The 18,816-nt window shown below is 31.7% G+C and carries 17 protein-coding genes and 1 riboswitch; of the genes, 15 read left to right on the forward strand and 2 right to left on the reverse strand.

Annotation, left to right across the window (positions count from 1 at the left end):
• Positions 1-123: 123 nt before the first annotated feature.
• The 3 genes from ACVBFA_RS00475 (at position 124) to ACVBFA_RS00485 (ending at position 3,719) form a co-directional block, all read left to right on the forward strand.
• Positions 124-849, forward strand: a complete 726-nt coding sequence (locus ACVBFA_RS00475) for a response regulator transcription factor (RefSeq protein WP_002446487.1) — start codon at positions 124-126, stop codon at positions 847-849.
• Positions 833-2,593, forward strand: coding sequence for an ATP-binding protein (locus ACVBFA_RS00480; protein WP_002457697.1), 1,761 nt, complete (start codon positions 833-835; stop codon positions 2,591-2,593). The genes ACVBFA_RS00475 and ACVBFA_RS00480 overlap by 17 nt, the downstream gene beginning before the upstream one ends.
• A gap of 388 nt (positions 2,594-2,981) precedes the next feature.
• Positions 2,982-3,117, forward strand: a riboswitch (FMN riboswitch).
• 62 nt (positions 3,118-3,179) lie between these two features.
• Positions 3,180-3,719 carry an ECF transporter S component gene (locus tag ACVBFA_RS00485; protein ID WP_126122300.1) on the forward strand — a complete coding sequence of 180 codons (540 nt, stop codon included), beginning with the start codon at positions 3,180-3,182 and terminating at the stop codon, positions 3,717-3,719.
• A 399-nt stretch (positions 3,720-4,118) separates the two neighbouring features.
• Here ACVBFA_RS00485 and ACVBFA_RS00490 read toward each other — a convergent pair whose 3' ends face one another.
• Complete coding sequence (locus tag ACVBFA_RS00490) at positions 4,119-4,367, reverse strand: ferredoxin (RefSeq protein ID WP_001831262.1); 249 nt, start codon at positions 4,365-4,367, stop codon at positions 4,119-4,121.
• A 108-nt stretch (positions 4,368-4,475) separates the two neighbouring features.
• On the opposite strand from ACVBFA_RS00490, the gene ACVBFA_RS00495 reads away from it, so the two are divergent.
• The 4 genes from ACVBFA_RS00495 (at position 4,476) to ypdA (ending at position 9,473) form a co-directional block, all read left to right on the forward strand.
• Positions 4,476-5,438: a helix-turn-helix domain-containing protein gene (locus ACVBFA_RS00495; RefSeq protein ID WP_046044240.1), complete on the forward strand. Its 963-nt coding sequence runs from the start codon at positions 4,476-4,478 to the stop codon at positions 5,436-5,438.
• Entirely contained in the window at positions 5,425-6,804 is a 1,380-nt protein-coding gene (locus ACVBFA_RS00500) for a RecQ family ATP-dependent DNA helicase (protein ID WP_002487012.1), read from the forward strand. Before ACVBFA_RS00495 ends, ACVBFA_RS00500 begins: the two co-directional genes overlap by 14 nt.
• Before the next feature lie 143 nt (positions 6,805-6,947).
• Positions 6,948-8,354, forward strand: a complete 1,407-nt coding sequence (ebpS, locus tag ACVBFA_RS00505; protein WP_002486973.1) for an elastin-binding protein EbpS — start codon at positions 6,948-6,950, stop codon at positions 8,352-8,354.
• A gap of 132 nt (positions 8,355-8,486) precedes the next feature.
• Positions 8,487-9,473, forward strand: a complete 987-nt coding sequence (gene ypdA / locus ACVBFA_RS00510; RefSeq protein WP_001831121.1) for a bacillithiol disulfide reductase YpdA — start codon at positions 8,487-8,489, stop codon at positions 9,471-9,473.
• 212 nt (positions 9,474-9,685) lie between these two features.
• Here the strand turns inward: ypdA and ACVBFA_RS00515 are convergent, their stop codons facing one another.
• Positions 9,686-10,654, reverse strand: a complete 969-nt coding sequence (locus ACVBFA_RS00515; RefSeq protein ID WP_002490001.1) for an asparaginase — start codon at positions 10,652-10,654, stop codon at positions 9,686-9,688.
• Positions 10,655-10,732: 78 nt separating this feature from the next.
• Between ACVBFA_RS00515 and cmk the strand changes: the two genes are divergently transcribed.
• The 8 genes from cmk to ACVBFA_RS00555 all read left to right on the forward strand — a co-directional run bounded on the left by cmk (position 10,733) and on the right by ACVBFA_RS00555 (position 18,763).
• Entirely contained in the window at positions 10,733-11,380 is a 648-nt protein-coding gene (cmk, locus tag ACVBFA_RS00520; protein ID WP_002489990.1) for a (d)CMP kinase, read from the forward strand.
• Positions 11,381-11,863: 483 nt separating this feature from the next.
• A complete protein-coding gene (rpsA, locus tag ACVBFA_RS00525) occupies positions 11,864-13,042 on the forward strand; it encodes a 30S ribosomal protein S1 (protein WP_002490023.1) in 1,179 nt (392 codons plus the stop codon).
• 215 nt (positions 13,043-13,257) lie between these two features.
• The gene (gene der / locus ACVBFA_RS00530; protein ID WP_002468415.1) at positions 13,258-14,568 is read left to right on the forward strand and encodes a ribosome biogenesis GTPase Der; all 1,311 of its coding nucleotides are present in this window, start codon (positions 13,258-13,260) and stop codon (positions 14,566-14,568) included.
• 20 nt (positions 14,569-14,588) lie between these two features.
• A complete protein-coding gene (locus tag ACVBFA_RS00535; protein WP_002446477.1) occupies positions 14,589-15,587 on the forward strand; it encodes an NAD(P)H-dependent glycerol-3-phosphate dehydrogenase in 999 nt (332 codons plus the stop codon).
• Between the two features lie 170 nt (positions 15,588-15,757).
• Positions 15,758-16,030, forward strand: a complete 273-nt coding sequence (locus tag ACVBFA_RS00540; RefSeq protein ID WP_001043863.1) for an HU family DNA-binding protein — start codon at positions 15,758-15,760, stop codon at positions 16,028-16,030.
• Between the two features lie 474 nt (positions 16,031-16,504).
• Entirely contained in the window at positions 16,505-17,071 is a 567-nt protein-coding gene (locus ACVBFA_RS00545; protein ID WP_002446476.1) for a hypothetical protein, read from the forward strand.
• 5 nt (positions 17,072-17,076) lie between these two features.
• Positions 17,077-17,802 (forward strand): demethylmenaquinone methyltransferase, encoded by a 726-nt coding sequence (locus ACVBFA_RS00550; RefSeq protein ID WP_002457688.1) that lies wholly within the window; start codon positions 17,077-17,079, stop codon positions 17,800-17,802.
• 1 nt (position 17,803) lies between these two features.
• Positions 17,804-18,763 (forward strand): polyprenyl synthetase family protein, encoded by a 960-nt coding sequence (locus ACVBFA_RS00555; RefSeq protein ID WP_002489986.1) that lies wholly within the window; start codon positions 17,804-17,806, stop codon positions 18,761-18,763.
• Positions 18,764-18,816 lie beyond the last annotated feature (53 nt).

The raw sequence follows: 18,816 nt of genomic DNA on the forward strand, positions 1-18,816 counted from the left end.
TATTTTTTTCACAAGGTTAACCTTTGAGTCACTCAACATCGTTAACCTATGATATAATGACAAATGTATTTAAGATATAATGACAAATGTATTTAACAGCAAGTGTAGGAGGTAGTAAAAAGTATGACTAACGAAATTTTAATCGTTGATGATGAAGATAGAATTAGAAGATTACTTAAATTATATTTAGAAAGAGAATCTTTTGAAATTCATGAAGCAAGAGATGGTAAAGAAGCCTACGAGCTTGCTCTTGAAAACAACTATGCGTGCATCCTCTTAGATTTAATGCTTCCTGAAATGGATGGAATTGAAGTTGCCTCTAAACTTAGAGAACATAAAGATACACCTATCATCATGCTTACTGCAAAAGGTGAAGAAACAAATCGTGTTGAAGGATTTGAATCGGGAGCAGATGATTATATTGTGAAGCCTTTCTCACCAAGAGAAGTAGTATTGAGAGTAAAGGCGTTATTAAGACGCACACAAACTGCAAACACTGAGCAAAGCGAACCGCACGCACGCGATATTATTGAATTTAGTCATCTTGTGATTGATAATGACGCTCATCGGGTCCTTGCGGATAATCAACAAGTGAATCTAACACCTAAAGAGTATGAATTACTCATCTATTTAGCTAAAACTCCAAATAAAGTATTTGATCGAGAACAGTTACTTAAAGAGGTTTGGCATTACGAATTTTATGGGGACTTGCGTACAGTAGATACTCATGTCAAAAGACTTAGAGAAAAGTTAAATCGAGTATCAAGTGATGCTGCACAAATGATACAAACTGTGTGGGGTGTCGGTTATAAATTTGAGGTAAAACCTAGTGATGAACCGACTAAATAGTGTTGTTATAAAACTGTGGTTAACTATTATTTTAATAGTAGCGACAGTTTTAATTTTATTAAGTGTTTCATTAATCACTTTTATACAATATTACTTTACGCAAGAAACAGAATATGCAATTAAAGAAGATGCCAAAAGAATTAGTTCACTTGTTGAGAAGTCTCATAACAAAACGTTAGCTATCCAAAATAGCCAAACACTCATTGATGGACCGGGTGGTCTCATTATTATGAACGACATGAGCGAGAAACCAGACTCATCATATAAAGACACTAAAAAACAAATGTTCAATGAAATAAAAAAGAGTACTAAATTTAAAAAAGTGTTTAAAGAAGGTGAGTATGAAACCCAAAATATTACAATAAAAAATAAAGGTAATTCTCAATCTTATCTTTTGTTAGGATACCCAATGAAAGCTCAAAAGGGTGCTCAGAGCCATTATAGTGGTGTTTTTATATATAAAGATTTGAAATCTATCGAAGATACAAATAATGCTATTACAATTATTATCTTAATAACCGCTATTATATTTACTATAGCAAGCACAATATTTGCATTCTTTTTATCTAATAGAATAACAAAACCCTTACGTCAATTAAAAACTCAAGCACAAAAAGTTTCTGAAGGGGATTATAGTCAAATTTCAACTGTCGCTACTAAAGATGAAATAGGTGATTTATCACGTGCATTTAACAACATGAACGTTGAAATTCAAGAGCATATCAAAGCAATTTCTTCATCTAAGAATATAAGAGATACATTATTAAACTCTATGGTAGAAGGCGTTCTAGGTATTAATAATCAACGTGAAATCATATTGTCGAACAAGATGGCTGATGATATTATGCGTCACATTGATGATTTTTCAAAAGAATCTATTGAACAGCAAATTGAAGCAACATTTGAATCACAAGAGAATGAGTATTTAGAATTAGAAATTAATACAAGATACTATGTATTTATCTCCAGTTATATAGATAGAATTCAAACGAATGGTAGAAGTGGTATTGTCATGGTCATCCGTGATATGACAAACGAACATAATCTTGATCAAATGAAAAAAGATTTTATAGCAAATGTATCACATGAATTACGTACGCCAATCTCTTTATTACAGGGTTACACTGAGTCCATAGTAGACGGTATAGTTACCGAACCAGATGAAATACGTGACTCATTAGCAATCGTTTTAGATGAATCTAAGAGACTTAATCGTTTAGTCAATGAGTTACTAAATGTAGCTCGTATGGATGCTGAAGGATTATCAGTTGAGAAGGAATTACAACCTATTCAGCATCTTCTTGATAAAATGGAGTCTAAATATCGCATGCAAAGTGAAGAGTTAGGTTTAACAATGACGTTTGATTCTAATAATGAAGAACAATTATGGAACTATGATATGGATAGAATGGACCAAGTATTAACTAATTTAATTGATAATGCAACAAGATATACGCAAGCTGGTGATTCTATAAAGATTTCTATTGATGAAGATTCAGATTTCAATATTTTAACAATAACTGATACAGGTACTGGTATAGCGCCGGAACATCTGAAACAAGTATTTGACCGTTTTTATAAAGTAGACGCTGCTCGAAAAAGAGGTAAGCAAGGCACTGGGTTAGGTCTTTTCATTTGTAAAATGATTATTGAAGAACACGGTGGACGTATTGATGTTGAGAGCGAATTAGGCAAAGGTACTTCATTTATTATTAGACTACCTAAATCAAAGCAAATTAGTTAGAAATCGAAAAGTTTCATAAATTGTCTGTTTTAATAATCATTTTGAAAACAGAGAAATTATAATGCTACTCATCAAAATTAATATATGAAATACGCCTGAGACACAGAGTGATGTCTCAGGCGTATTTTGTATATATTCAGTTGATAACTAAATTGAACATAAATTTAATTATCATTTTATTTGAATAACTTCTACAAGTTTAAAGATATCATTCCAGAATCAATAAAGTCTATTTATTGGTAAATATTTTATGTGTTAAAACTTAAATCCAAGTTATATATTGACTTCATATTTTGTTATTAAAGTCTAAAAATTATTTTAACAGTAAGCAGAAATATTGAGTTTTTAAAATTAATCATGTAATATAAATTTAAAATAAAATTGATATATTCATCTTCGGGGTAGGGTGTAATTCCCAACCGGCAGTAATTTAAGCCTGCGACGACAACGTATTAATTTTTGCTTTGTCTTGATTCAGTGAAAGTCTGAAGCCGACAGTATAGTCTGGATGGGAGAAGATGGAGGTTTTTTGTTGTACAAATTTCCTCCTTTTCTAAGTAAGATGAATGGAAGGAGAAAATTATATATGCAACAAAACAAACGTTTGATTACAATTAGTATGTTAAGTGCGGTAGCGTTTGTGTTAACTTTCATCAAGTTTCCATTGCCATTTATTCCACCGTATCTAACTCTCGATTTTAGTGATGTTCCGACATTATTAGCAACATTCCTCTTAAGTCCTATTGCTGGGATTATCGTTGCACTCATCAAAAATATATTAAATTTTCTATTCAATATAGGGGATCCTGTTGGACCAGTAGCTAACTTTATAGCAGGCGTCAGTTTTTTGCTATCATCATACTATGTTTATAGAAAAAGAAGAAATAATCGTTCTTTAATTTATGGATTAATTACAGGTACAATCGTTATGACTATTGTTTTGAGCATTTTAAATTATTTTGTGTTACTTCCATTATATGGAATGATATTTAATTTAGGTGATGTGCTTAATAACGTAAAAATTGTTATTGTGTCTGGAGTCATACCTTTTAATTTAATTAAAGGCATAATCATTTCCATTATATTTGTGTTGTTATTTAGAAGACTAAGACATATCATTAAATAAAAAACATTTTAAACTTTTTTGATTTATCTATTATAAAGACAATGTTCATATTCAAAAGTGGACATTGTCTTTATGTTGTTTCTAAAGATATAAAGAAAATGTAACTCATAAACAATTTAACAATAGTGAGCGTAACGCTTTAAGATATTATGATTTTAAACTTCTTATCAAATAGAACACTGATTTTAATGAGCCATATAAAATGTTATCAATAATTACTAATAAACAACCCCAAATGAATCATATTAAACAATTCATTTGGGGATCAATTCATCTAATAGCTTATTATTTTATTGTTTATAGCTAGTTAACTTAACAATTAATTCTCATACAAATTGATATACTATAAATAGTAATAAATTATTTAGATTAATTTTTATGTATTCTAAGAATCATATATTATTCAAACTTCAGTGCGTCACCATCAAATGGTTCGTCTTCAATTTTGATTGAGTCAGTAGGACAACCTTCTAGTGCATCTTCCATATCTTCATATAACTCTTCAGGCACTTCAGCAGTACCTTGGTTATCGTCGAGAATTACGTATGCAATACCTTCATCATCGTAATCATATATATCTGGAGCAGCTGCACCGCAAGCACCGCATGCTATACATGTATCCATATCAACGATTGTATATTTTGCCATATTTATTCGCCTCCTTTGATAAAAATGCTACACTAGTATTGTAAATACAATTGTAGACATCGATAGATTACATTTCAATTTATTCGTTTTATAGAGTGAGGGTTTAATTTGTACAATATACTATCATATGCCATGAGTCATGCATTTAACTACAAAACCAATAAAAGTATCTATAATATTTTAATAGGCAAGAAGTCACACCAAACGTTTTTTGATGCGTCAAGCCAACAACTTTTGTCATTATATCATAGTTTACCTAATTTGAAGTATTCAACTTTTGAGCAATTTATACTCCAAAAGGATGATTTTGAAAAATCAATTCAAGTAAAAATACATCCACAATACACTTATGATAGTCTCACTCAAACGTTTAGTTGCATACAATTACTTATACAAACGTTATCTCATAAACGCAAGGAGTCAAATACATTTATTCCAATTGTTCAAAATACCTATGTTCAACAAAGGGTCAAACAAATTTATCAACAGGTCATTGAATCAAATCAAGTATCAAAAACTATAGACGAAATATATTTATTATTTGAGAATTTAAATAATAAAGCCAACCATACATTTCTTCATTATTATTTACAAGGATATGAGGAATCTATGTATACTAGACAACAAATAAGTTTAATTGAGGGTATACCACAATCAGAACTATTTGAACGAGAAATGAATGAACTGATTGCCTTATTGAATCAATTAAAAGATTCAACGAAATATCCAATACTTTCTCAAGCTATCATTCTTTCACCATTACAAACAAATACATACTTAAGCTATCAAAAGTTAAAATCTGGGCTCAATTTAAAAGAAATTGCTCAACTACAAAATGTAAAACTTAACACAATTGAAGATCATGTTCTAGAAATGTATATTAAGGGTTATCTGATTGACTATACATTATTTATAAATAAAAAAGATATTCTCGAATTTATAAACTACTATCAAAATCATCGAGGTAAACGATTAAAATTTCATAAAGAACATTTTACTGATTGGACTTACTTTCAAATTAAGTTAGTTATAGTAGGAATAGAAAGAGGTGACTTAATTGCTGAAAGATAATTTAAAGAAATGGTTTGGTTTTGATGAATTTAAAGAGGGGCAAGAAGAAATTATTGATAGCGTCCTTCATGGAAGGCATACACTTGGAATTTTACCAACTGGTAGTGGTAAAAGTTTATGTTATCAACTCCCAACATATATATTAGAAAAACCAACATTAATTATATCACCACTCATTTCACTTATGGATGATCAAGTAATGCAAATGAAGTTAAAAGGTGAAACACATGTTGCATGTATCCATTCTGGCATGGACGAAGTAGAAAAAAGAGACAATATTAAACGGCTAAGTAAAAGTCGATTTATTTATTTAAGTCCAGAATATATATTGCAACCTCATAATTTTAAGTACATCGCTCATATCAACTTTGGATTAATAGTATTAGATGAAGCACACTGTTTATCAGAGTGGGGGTATGATTTTAGACCTCACTATGCTTTAGTTGGTAAAATTATTCATCATTTTAATTCAGCAACAGTGTTAGCACTAACAGCTACAGCACCACCTCAATTAGAAACTGATTTATCTCACATTTTATCACTCAAATTAAATGTAGTTCAAAAAAGTATGAATCGAAAAAATATTAGCCTACAGCACTTTAATTTTAATGATGATGAGGGGAAGATTGAATGGCTGTTACCATTTTTATCTAATTCTGGGCCTACAATTATATATGTTTCTTCTAAAAAAAGATGTTTAGAACTAGCCCAAATGATTTATGATTCAGGATATCTAACAGGTATATATCATGGAGATTTAAGTTATCAGGAACGCCAAACAGTTCAACAACAGTTTTTTAATAATGACATACCAGTTATAGTAGCAACAAGTGCTTTTGGAATGGGAATAAATAAAAAAGATATTCGTACAGTCATACATTTTCATTTATCATCTTCACCATCTAACTATTTACAAGAAATTGGTCGTGCTGGTAGAGATGGTAAACAAAGTCAAGCCATTAGCTTATTTCAACCTGATGATAGTTTTATTCTAGAAACATTACTATTCACTGATATGATCACTGATGACGATATCACAATGTTTGAGATGGGAAACCACTTACCAGATGAAAAGGAAAAAATTTTAAGTACTTTAAACTTACAATTCACATTTAGCCAACTTAAAGATATATTTCATCAATCATATCAACGTAAGCGACTAGGTTATATGAGAATGATGGGGTATACAAATTTAGATCAATGTAGACGCAAATACTTGCTGGAATTTTTTGGTGAACATCCTCAAAGTCCAAAACAATGTTGTGATCAAGATTCAAGCTTAGAATCTATTCAGATATTGAATCGTAAAAAGGTGAAAAGAAAACTAAGTTTTAATGAAAAATTATATAATTTGTTCGAAACCTAGCTATCGCTTTACTTACTGAAATTTAACAAGCTATAATCAATATGTAGACCCAATTAAGCAGTGTTAAATACTTTTAATTATTTTACATATTTAATTTTAACTTGGGTATAGAGTAATTAATCAAAATAGAAGGGATGATAGTTGTGTCTAATAATAATTTTAAAGATGATTTTGAAAAGAATCGTCAATCTATTAATCCAGACGAGCATCAAAGAGATTTAAAAGAAGATGATAAAACAAATGAAAATAATAAAGAAGTAGACTCTCAAAACAGTGTATCTAATAACTCAAATCAGCAATTTCCACCAAGAAATGCACAACGACGAAAAAGACGCAGAGAGACAGCTACAAATCAAAGCAAACATCAAGACGACAAGCATCAAAAAAATAGTGACGCTAAAACTACAGAAGGTTCATTAGATGACCGTTATGACGAAGCACAGTTACAGCAACAACATGATAATTCGCAACAGCAAAATAAAATTGAAAAACAATCACAAGATAGTAGAATGATAGATGGAAAAGATGCAGCTATTGTAAATGGAAAATCTGAGTCTTCAGAACATAAATCAAAATCAACACAAAATAGACCCGGCCCTAAAGCTCAACAACAAAAGGATAAATCAGAAAGTACGCAATCAAAATCTTCAACAAACAAAGATAAAAAAGTAGCTACAGGAGCTGGAATAGCTGGTGCAGCTGGTGTTGCTGGTGCAGCAGAAACATCCAAACACCATCATAATAAAAAAGATAAACAAGATTCTAAACAGTCAAATCATGAGAATGACGAAAAATCTGTTAAAAATGATGACAAAAAGCAATCTAAAAAAGGCAAGAAAGCAGCAGTCGGTGCTGGCGCAGCTGCAGGAGTTGGTGCGGCTGGTGCTGCGCATCATAACAAACAAAATAAACATCATAATGAGGAAAAAAATTCTAGTCAAAACAATCAGTACAATAATCACTCAGATGATAAGAAAAAAGGTGGTTTCATGAAAATCTTGTTACCACTCATAGCAGCCATTCTTATTCTAGGTGCAATAGCAATATTCGGTGGTATGGCTCTAAATAATCACAACGACAGTAAAAGTGATGACCAAAAAATAGCGAATCAAAGTAAGAAAGACTCAGATAAAAAAGATGGTGAGCAATCCGGAGATAACAAAGACAAAAATCACGATAGTAAAAAAGACAAAAAATCTGATTCTGATAAGAATGCTAATGATGATTCTGATAAGAACACTAATGATGACTCTGATAATAGTTCCTCAAATCCTAACGCTACTTCAACTAATAATAACGATAATGTATCTAATAATAACTCAAATTATACAAACCAAAATCAACAAGATAATGCAAATCAAAATAGCAATAATCAACAGACAACTCAAGGACAACAATCACATACAGTATACGGTCAAGAAAACTTATATCGTATCGCCATACAATATTATGGAGAAGGAACTCAAGCTAACGTAGATAAAATTAAACGTGCGAATGGATTAAGCAGTAATAATATTCATAATGGTCAAACACTAGTTATTCCTCAATAACATGATTAATAGTCCCAGTATTGGTGACAAACACCAATATTGGGGCTATATTTTTATTTAATTCAAAATTCAGGTCTTAGCTAAAATAGTGAATAACTGATATAATTATTTGGTGATTAAAGGAGGATAAGTATGCAAACTATTGAAAGCATCATTATAGGTGGCGGTCCATGTGGATTAAGCGCAGCAATTGAACAAAAGAAAAAAGGTATTGAAACATTAGTAATTGAAAAAGGTAATGTTGTTGAATCAATCTATAATTATCCAACACATCAGACTTTTTTCTCATCAAGTGATAAATTAAGTATCGGAGATATTCCTTTTATTGTTGAAGATAGTAAGCCAAGACGCAATCAAGCGCTTGTATACTATAGGGAAGTCGTTAAACATCATCAACTTAACATACATCCGTTCGAAGAAGTTTTAACAGTTAAAAAAATAAATAATAAATTTGCAATTACAACCACAAAAGGTGTATATGAATGTAAATATTTAACTGTTGCTACGGGTTATTATGGTCAACATAATACTTTAGAAGCGGAAGGGGCAGAATTACCTAAAGTATTCCATTACTTTAAAGAAGCACATCCGTATTTTAATCAAAATGTTGTTATTATTGGAGGCAAAAACTCTGCTGTTGATGCTGCGTTAGAATTAGAAAAAGCTGGTGCTAATGTAACTGTTTTATATCGTGGTGAACAGTATCCTAAAGCAATTAAACCATGGATATTACCTAATTTCGAATCATTAGTCAATCATGAAAAAATAACGATGGAATTTAATGCGACAGTAACCAAAATTACCGATCATTCAGTGACTTATGAAAAAGATGGTCAACTTATAGAAATTGATAATGACTACGTTTTTGCTATGATTGGTTATCATCCAGATTACGATTTCTTAAAAACGATAGGTATAGATATCCATACCAATGAATATGGTACTGCTCCTGTTTATAATCGAGAAACATTTGAAACAAACGTCGAAAATTGTTATATAGCTGGTGTTATTGCTGCGGGTAATGATGCAAATACTATTTTTATCGAAAATGGTAAATACCATGGTGGTGTCATTACACAAAGCATTTTGACAAAAAAACAAACACCACTTGAAACATAGAGCCTACAAAAAGCTTGGGATACTAAACAATGTCCCAAGCTTTCTTAATGTATTGGTAATCAATGACTCAATTAAAATGCACATATTAATGATAGGTAATCCTTAATTAGAGTATAATTGCACTAAAGAAATTTCATAGACAATGCACGCAACTAATAGAAATCGGAGTGTGACAATGAACTCGATACGAATTTTTGTCCCACTCTTTTTAATTACTCTTCGAAATATCGCTCTAATTGATTATGATTCATATCCTGACTCAAACCAACTAGTAATTTTAGCCTTGCCTTTGGTCCATTTAAACCATTCGAAAAAATAACATCATTATTTTTTAAATCTGCGCCACCACCTTCATAAGCATATACAGGACTAACAATGCCATTGAATGATCTAGATACGAGAACTAGAGGAATCTTATTCTTTAGACATTGCTGTAGTCCATTAAGACAACTTTTTGGAAGATTACCTTGTCCTAGTGCTTCGATGACTATACCATCAACGTGCTGTTGTGCATAAAATGATAGTACATCATCTTCCATACCCATGTATGCTTTTACAAGTGGAACACGTAAATTTACATCGATATATTGATAGGTAGTTTGTCTGTAGGGATGATGATAAAATTGTACTCGATTCTTGGTAAGTACACCTAGAGGCCCCTGATTAGGACTTTGAAATGTATTTATATTCGAAGTATGTGTCTTTGTCACATTACGAGCAGTATGAATCTCATCATTAAATACAACCATTACACCTTTATGATTAGCCTCAGATGAAGTAGCAACCCTTATAGCAGAAATAAAATTATAGAGACCATCGGAACCAATTTCATTGGATGATCTCATTGCTCCAGTAATTACTATGGGCTCTTGAATATCAATTAATAAATCTATTAAAAAAGCTGTTTCCTCAAGTGTATCTGTTCCATGAGTAATAACAAATCCATCATATATATTTTCTTTAGAATATGTAATGATTTTGTCTCTTAATCGCACAACATTCGAAATTGTCATATGCGGCGAGGGTATATTTAGAAGATTGATTTCGTCAACCTTTGCATATTGACTAATGATATTTTGATGTTGAGATATTGGATTTTCTTCATTCGTTATCACTTTATTAGTTTGATCTTGTGACATACTTATTGTGCCACCAGTGTGTATGACAAGTAGACGTTTCATTACGTATTCCTCCTATTTATTCTTTACTTTTTTATGATAAAATAATATCTATAAAACAACAAGGAAGGTTATCAAATAATGAGTTCAATTAATATTGCACTAGATGGCCCAGCTGCTGCAGGTAAGAGTACTATTGCTAAACGTGTAGCCAGTTGTCTATCTATGATATATGTTGATACAGGAGCAATGTATCGTGCCATTACATATAAATATTTACAAAATGGCAAACCCGAAAATTTTGATTATCTAATTAATAACACTAAACTTGAGCTTACTTATGATGAAGCAAAAGGGCAAAGAATCATACTAGACAATCAAGACGTCACTGATTATTTAAGAGAAAATGATGTAACACATCACGTATCTTATGTTGCTTCTAAAGAACCAGTGCGTTCCTTTGCAGTGAAAATACAAAAAGAATTAGCTGCTAAAAAAGGTATCGTTATGGATGGCCGAGATATTGGTACAGTTGTATTACCAGATGCCGAATTAAAAGTTTATATGATTGCATCTGTTGCTGAACGCGCTGAACGACGACAAAAAGAGAATGAACAACGTGGCATTGAATCAAATTTAGAACAATTAAAAGACGAAATTGAAGCACGAGATCACTATGATATGAATCGTGAAATTTCGCCATTACAAAAAGCCGAAGATGCTATTACACTTGATACTACTGGTAAATCTATAGAAGAGGTAACAAATGAAATATTGTCTCTACTTTAAATGTTAAAATTAAAATCCTAATATTGTTTATTGTAAACATTTAAGTGTAGTAGAATTTATAATCAATGACTAGAACATATTAAAATTATTAGTGTTGATTTATACAAAAGCCACGGACGCTCTGTCTCTGGCTTTTATTTTTGACCATTGAGAACTATGTAAATAATCTTATTTTTAACCAAGTCTCCTCGATAGAGTAGTAATACAATGTTTATTACCAATTCTGATATATCTTTTTCAATTTTATTCCTCATATTATTATGAGCTTTGGATTAATTGCCATGAAATTTATGTTACAATAAAAATAACAATGTTATTAAATATACTACAAACTAAATTGACCATCACTTAACTAGGTGCTCTGTTAAACTTTTGTTATAAATTAAAGATAGATGCAACCTATTCATATAAAGTGGTATCTCTTGACAATTTTACTTGTTTATAAGATGTTATAATTATGTAGTGTATAAGGAGGCATACAAGATGACTGAAGAATTCAATGAATCAATGATTAATGATATTAAAGAAGGTGACAAAGTCACTGGTGAAGTTCAACAAGTAGAGGATAAACAAGTTGTTGTGCATATTAATGGTGGCAAATTTAATGGAATTATTCCTATTAGCCAGCTTTCAACACATCATATCGAAAACCCTAGTGAAGTTGTAAAAGTCGGTGATGAAATTGAAGCGTACGTCACTAAAATCGAGTTCGATGAAGAAAACGATACTGGGGCATACATTTTATCAAAAAGACAACTTGAAACTGAAAAATCTTATGAATATTTACAAGAAAAACTAAATAACGATGAAGTGATTGAAGCTGAAGTTACTGAAGTAGTTAAAGGTGGTTTAGTCGTTGACGTTGGTCAAAGAGGGTTTGTACCTGCTTCTCTAATTTCAACTGATTTCATTGAAGACTTTTCTGTATTCGATGGTCAAACAATCCGTATTAAAGTGGAGGAACTTGATCCTGAAAATAATAGAGTCATTTTAAGCCGTAAAGCTGTGGAACAGTTAGAAAACGATGCTAAAAAAGCTTCAATATTAGATTCTTTAAATGAAGGCGATGTTATTGATGGTAAAGTTGCTCGATTAACTAACTTTGGTGCTTTCATTGATATTGGTGGTGTAGATGGTTTAGTTCATGTATCTGAATTATCTCATGAACATGTTCAAACACCAGAAGAAGTTGTGTCAGTCGGTGAAGCAGTCAAAGTTAAAGTTAAATCTGTAGAAAAAGATTCTGAACGTATTTCTTTATCTATTAAAGACACTTTACCAACACCATTTGAAAACATTAAAGGGAAATTTCACGAAGATGATGTTATTGAAGGTACTGTAGTACGTTTGGCGAACTTTGGTGCATTCGTAGAAATTGCTCCATCCGTCCAAGGTTTAGTGCATATTTCTGAAATCGATCATAAACATATCGGTTCTCCTAACGAAGTATTAGAACCCGGACAACAAGTTAATGTAAAAATATTAGGTATCGATGAAGATAATGAAAGAATTTCATTATCAATCAAAGCAACATTACCAAAAGAGAATGTCATTGAAAGTGACGCATCCACAACTCAATCATATCTTGAAGATGATAATGATGAAGATAAACCAACATTAGGCGACGTTTTTGGTGACAAATTTAAAGATCTTAAATTTTAATTAAACTAAAATCATTTGCGATATAAAATATAATGACTCCAATTTACGCGTAAGCTTAAAATCAAATTTACGTGTAATAATTGGAGTCTTTTTTTAAACGATATACTGTACAAAATATATCTTTTCGAACATGTAAAATAAACATATTCAAGTTTTGAATAAATCTGCTCTTGTGATAAAATTATGTAGATTAAAAAAGAGAGGAAGTTTATCCTATGACTAAACCTATAGTAGCAATTGTAGGAAAACCAAACGTGGGGAAATCTACAATTTTTAATAGAGTTGTCGGCGAACGTGTTTCTATCGTAGAAGATACACCAGGCGTTACTCGTGATCGTATTTATTCATCTGGCGAGTGGTTGACTCATGAATTTAACATCATTGATACAGGTGGTATTGAAATTGGAGATGCTCCTTTTCAAACTCAAATCCGTGCACAGGCAGAAATAGCAATTGAAGAAGCAGATGTCATCATTTTTATGGTCAATGTTAGAGAAGGACTTACACAAAGTGATGAAATGGTCGCACAAATGCTTTATAAATCTAAGAAACCTGTTGTATTAGCTGTGAATAAAGTTGATAATCTTGAAATGCGTAATGATATCTATGATTTCTATTCTTTAGGCTTTGGAGATCCATATCCTATTTCTGGTTCACATGGATTAGGACTTGGGGATTTACTAGATGCTGTCGTTGAAAACTTTAATAAAGAATCAGAAGATCCTTATGACGAAGATACGATACGTCTTTCCATCATAGGTAGACCTAATGTTGGTAAATCTAGCTTGGTCAATGCTATTTTAGGCGAAGAACGTGTTATTGTGTCTAATGTTGCTGGTACAACTCGAGATGCCATTGATACCGAATACTCTTATGATGGACAAGATTATGTATTGATTGATACTGCTGGAATGAGAAAAAAGGGTAAGGTGTATGAATCGACTGAAAAATATTCTGTATTACGTGCATTAAAAGCGATTGAGCGTTCAGAAGTAGTATTAGTAGTTATTGATGCTGAACAAGGTATAATTGAACAAGATAAACGTGTAGCTGGCTATGCACATGAGGAAGGTAAAGCTATTGTTATTGTAGTAAATAAATGGGATACAGTCGAAAAAGATAGTAAGACAATGAAAAAATTCACTGATGATGTTAGAAATGAATTTCAATTTTTAGATTATGCTCAAATTGCGTTCGTATCAGCAAAAGAAGGGCTAAGATTAAAAACATTATTCCCTTATATCAATCAAGCCAGTGAAAATCATAAAAAGCGTGTCCAAAGTTCGACACTTAATGAAGTTGTTACTGATGCCATCTCAATGAATCCAACACCTACTGACAAAGGTAGAAGACTTAACGTATTCTATACAACTCAGGTTGCAATTGAACCACCGACATTTGTAGTATTTGTTAATGATGTCGAATTAATGCATTTTTCTTATAGGAGATATTTAGAAAACCAAATTCGTAATGCTTTTGGTTTTGAAGGAACACCTATTCATATTATTCCAAGAAAAAGAAATTAAAAACAAAGGGGAATTCAATAATGAGAAAAATTACAGTTTTTGGTATGGGTAGTTTTGGTACTGCATTAGCTAATGTATTAGCTCAAAATGGTCATGATGTTTTAATGTGGGGCAAAAATGTAGAGAATGTAGATGAACTTAACACACATCATATGAACAAAAGTTATCTTAAAGATGCTAAATTAGATTCATCTATAAAAGCAACTGCAGATTTAAATAGCGCAGTGCAATTTTCAGATATCTATCTTATGGCTCTACCTACAAAAGCAATAAGAGAAGTATCAAAAGATATCGATCAATTACTCACATCTAAAAAGACTTTTATTCATGTTGCTAAAGGCATTGAAAACGGTACATTTAAGCGCGTATCTGAAATGATTGAGGATTCTATCTTGCCAGAACATAATGGAGGAATCGGTGTCTTATCAGGTCCAAGTCATGCTGAAGAAGTTGTTATCAAACAACCTACAACTGTAGCTGCATCATCTAAAGATAATAATGTGAGCAAACTTATTCAAGATTTATTTATGAACGACTATTTACGTGTTTACACAAATAATGATTTAGTAGGTGTAGAACTAGGTGGTGCTTTAAAAAATATTATAGCTATAGCTAGTGGTATCGTTGCCGGCATGGGTTACGGTGATAATGCCAAGGCTGCTTTAATGACACGAGGTTTAGCCGAAATCAGTCGACTTGGTGAGAAACTTGGAGCAGATCCAATGACTTTCTTAGGTCTAGGTGGCATAGGTGACTTGATCGTAACTTGTACGTCCACACATTCACGAAATTACACACTTGGATTTAAATTAGGGCAAGGCAAAACAGCAGAAGAAGCTTTAAAAGAGATGAAAATGGTAGTTGAAGGTATTTATACAACTAAGTCAGTATATCATCTTGCTCAACAAGAAGGAGTAGAAATGCCTATCACCAACGCACTATATGAAGTTTTATTTGAAGATGTCCCTGTAAGTAAAAGTGTCAGAACACTTATGGAAAGAGACAAAAAAGCAGAATAGATAGTGTAATATTACTTTTTATGAGCGAATATTAAAAAAATTCGTCATAAATCGCATAAAACCAACGTTTCTATTGCATAAATCGTTGCGATGACAGTAACCCTTGTGTTAAAGTCAAAACATAATGATATAATGAATATCATTATAAAACCTCAGGAGGTGAATTCATAATGAATAAAACTGATTTAATCAATGCAGTTGCAGAACAAGCTGACTTAACTAAAAAAGAAGCTGGTTCAGCAGTAGATGCTGTATTTGAATCTATCCAAAACTCACTTGCTAAAGGTGAAAAAGTACAATTAATCGGTTTCGGTAACTTTGAAGTACGTGAACGCGCTGCTCGTAAAGGTCGTAACCCTCAAACAGGTAAAGAAATTGACATCCCTGCAAGTAAAGTACCAGCATTTAAAGCTGGTAAAGCATTAAAAGATGCTGTAAAATAATTTACTTAAAAAAGCCCCTTTGAGGGCTTTTTCTTTTTAACTTATAGATCAATGGTCTATCGCTCTATGTATTTTATTTTTAAGTAGATTCAACACTTCATAACTTGTATCAATATTAAAATATTTAAATTATCGACTGTCTTAGTCTTAAAATTTGATAAATTACGTCATTTCAATCAATTACATATATATTTAGGAATGAGTTTGGGTTGATATACTCATTTACTATTTAATTAAGCTCGTTTATCTAGCTATACTAGCTAGTAATCATCTAGTTAAAAAATTTATATAAAGCCATCTAGTAATTATTATCATATTAGTAATTACTAGATCTTTGGTAAAATGAGTTTTATTCCTCAAATCGCAAGCCACTTGCATAGAATAACTATTTATTTTAAAAGACTTAATCCAATAGATTTTATTTTTTTACATATAATGTTAATATTGTTAATGATAATATCGTGAGGTGTGAACATGGAAACGACAATAAGCAAACTGAACAAACATGTAGAACAACTGCTTAAGGGCATTAATGAGTATGAGTCTATTGAAATCAATAGCTCTTTAAGTCAATTATTAGATATGTACTCTATCCCAGATGAAGCTAAGATTGCTTGCCTCACAATTGATACATCTATGCGTCATTTGGATGCTATCGGTGATAATCATCTATCTAAGAAAGCAATATTAATAGGGGACCTATTAAGTGCTCATTTCTATACTCTATTAGCAAATATTCAAGATTCCACTTTTCAACTTACAATGAGCAAGGCCATTGTTAAAATCAATGAGGATAAATCATCAATTAATCAAAATGATCTCACTGATGAAGAATTGAAAGATGCGATTCTAGATATCGAAATACTATTTCCATATCTTACAATTAACCATTTTGGAAGTTCTGTTGATAAAATCAAATTATTCACTGAATTGACTTCTAAATATAAAGATTACCATCCTGAGTATCTGGGTAAGTTTAACAGACATGAAATAGATAAATATATTCAAGAAATTAGCAAAAGTTATAAAAAGAAGAGGTAATGAAAATGGCTGAAAATCAAGCTAAAAAAGAACAAGTTCATACAGTATTCCAAAATATTTCTCAAAAATACGATCGACTCAACAACATCATAAGTTTCGAACAACATAAAGTATGGAGAAAACATGTTATGAGTACTATGAATGTACAAAAAGGTAGTAAAGCTTTAGATGTGTGTTGTGGTACCGCTGATTGGACTATTGCATTAAGCGAAGCAGTAGGCTCAAAAGGTCAAGTAACTGGTCTTGATTTTAGTGAAAATATGCTTGAGGTAGGTAAACAGAAAACTGCTTCATTGGACAATATCCAGCTTGTTCATGGTGATGCTATGAATTTACCATTTGATGATAACTCATTTGATTATGTTACTATTGGTTTTGGCTTACGCAATGTACCGGATTATTTGTCAGCACTCAAAGAAATGCATCGAGTTTTAAAACCAGGAGGCATGGTGGTATGTCTTGAAACAAGCCAACCGACATTGCCATTATTCAAACAAATCTATAGTTTATACTTTAAATTTGTGATGCCAATTTTCGGTAAGATGTTTGCTAAGTCTAAAGAGGAATATGAGTGGTTGCAACAATCAACATTTAATTTTCCTGACAAACAAACATTGAAAGGCCTATTCTTTGAAGCAGGTTTTAACGATATCATTGTACGTAGCTTTACAGGTGGCGTTGCTGCAATGCACCTTGGCTATAAAGAAAACAGTTCTAGCAAAGGTGATTAACGTGGCAAAGTTAAACATTAACAACGAAATAAAGAAAGTAGAAAAGCGACTTGAAGAAGCAATTATAAGTTCTGATCAAACATTACAAGACGCCTCATTCCATTTACTATCTTCAGGTGGAAAAAGAGTTAGACCCGCTTTTGTTATTTTAAGTGGTCAATTTGGCTCTAACAACAAACCTTCAGAAGACACGTATCGTGTAGCAGTAGCTTTAGAATTAATTCACATGGCTACCTTAGTCCACGATGATGTGATAGATAAAAGTGATAAACGTAGAGGTCGACTCACTATTTCAAAAAAATGGGACCAAAGTACAGCTATTTTAACAGGAAATTTCTTACTTGCTATGGGACTCAAGCATCTATCTGAAATCAGTGATACTCGTGTCCATACGACCATTTCTAAATCAATTGTTGATGTGTGTAGAGGAGAACTATTCCAATTTCAAGATCAATTTAATAGCAATCAAACAATTACTAATTATTTACGTCGTATCAACCGTAAAACAGCACTTCTTATTCAACTGTCTACACAAGTTGGTGCGATTACTTCTAATGCGTCAAATGACGTTATTCGTAAATTAAAAATGATCGGACATTATATAGGTATGAGTTTCCAAATTATAGATGATGTGCTAGATTTTACCAGTTCTGAAAAGAAACTTGGTAAACCGGTTGGTAGTGATCTTATGAATGGTCATATTACATTACCTGTACTATTAGAAATGCGAAAAAATAAGACTTTTAAAGATAAAGTTTCACAACTTAATCCTGACAGTCCTCAACATGCTTTCGAAACTTGTATAACAATAATTAGACAGTCCGAAAGCATAGAACAGTCAAAACAAATAAGTGAAAAGTATTTAAATAAAGCAATCCATTTAATCGATGAATTAGAGGATGGTCCTAATAAAGAACTATTTAGAAAGCTCATTAAAAAAATGGGAAGTCGAAATAAGTAAGTTTTGTGACAAAAGTTGAAAGCGCTTCATTATCCTGTTACCATACTAAGTAG

This window comes from Staphylococcus sp. MSU001 (assembly GCF_052976705.1).

Coding starts and splice junctions, on each gene's coding strand:
- ACVBFA_RS00535 (WP_002446477.1), top strand. CDS start 14,589: ATGAGAAAAATTACAGTTTTTGGTATGGGTAGTTTTGGTACTGCATTA.
- ACVBFA_RS00540 (WP_001043863.1), top strand. CDS start 15,758: ATGAATAAAACTGATTTAATCAATGCAGTTGCAGAACAAGCTGACTTA.
- ACVBFA_RS00550 (WP_002457688.1), top strand. CDS start 17,077: ATGGCTGAAAATCAAGCTAAAAAAGAACAAGTTCATACAGTATTCCAA.
- cmk (WP_002489990.1), top strand. CDS start 10,733: ATGAGTTCAATTAATATTGCACTAGATGGCCCAGCTGCTGCAGGTAAG.
- der (WP_002468415.1), top strand. CDS start 13,258: ATGACTAAACCTATAGTAGCAATTGTAGGAAAACCAAACGTGGGGAAA.
- ACVBFA_RS00545 (WP_002446476.1), top strand. CDS start 16,505: ATGGAAACGACAATAAGCAAACTGAACAAACATGTAGAACAACTGCTT.
- ACVBFA_RS00480 (WP_002457697.1), top strand. CDS start 833: ATGAACCGACTAAATAGTGTTGTTATAAAACTGTGGTTAACTATTATT.
- ypdA (WP_001831121.1), top strand. CDS start 8,487: ATGCAAACTATTGAAAGCATCATTATAGGTGGCGGTCCATGTGGATTA.
- ACVBFA_RS00485 (WP_126122300.1), top strand. CDS start 3,180: ATGCAACAAAACAAACGTTTGATTACAATTAGTATGTTAAGTGCGGTA.
- ACVBFA_RS00490 (WP_001831262.1), bottom strand. CDS start 4,367: ATGGCAAAATATACAATCGTTGATATGGATACATGTATAGCATGCGGT.
- ACVBFA_RS00515 (WP_002490001.1), bottom strand. CDS start 10,654: ATGAAACGTCTACTTGTCATACACACTGGTGGCACAATAAGTATGTCA.
- rpsA (WP_002490023.1), top strand. CDS start 11,864: ATGACTGAAGAATTCAATGAATCAATGATTAATGATATTAAAGAAGGT.
- ACVBFA_RS00475 (WP_002446487.1), top strand. CDS start 124: ATGACTAACGAAATTTTAATCGTTGATGATGAAGATAGAATTAGAAGA.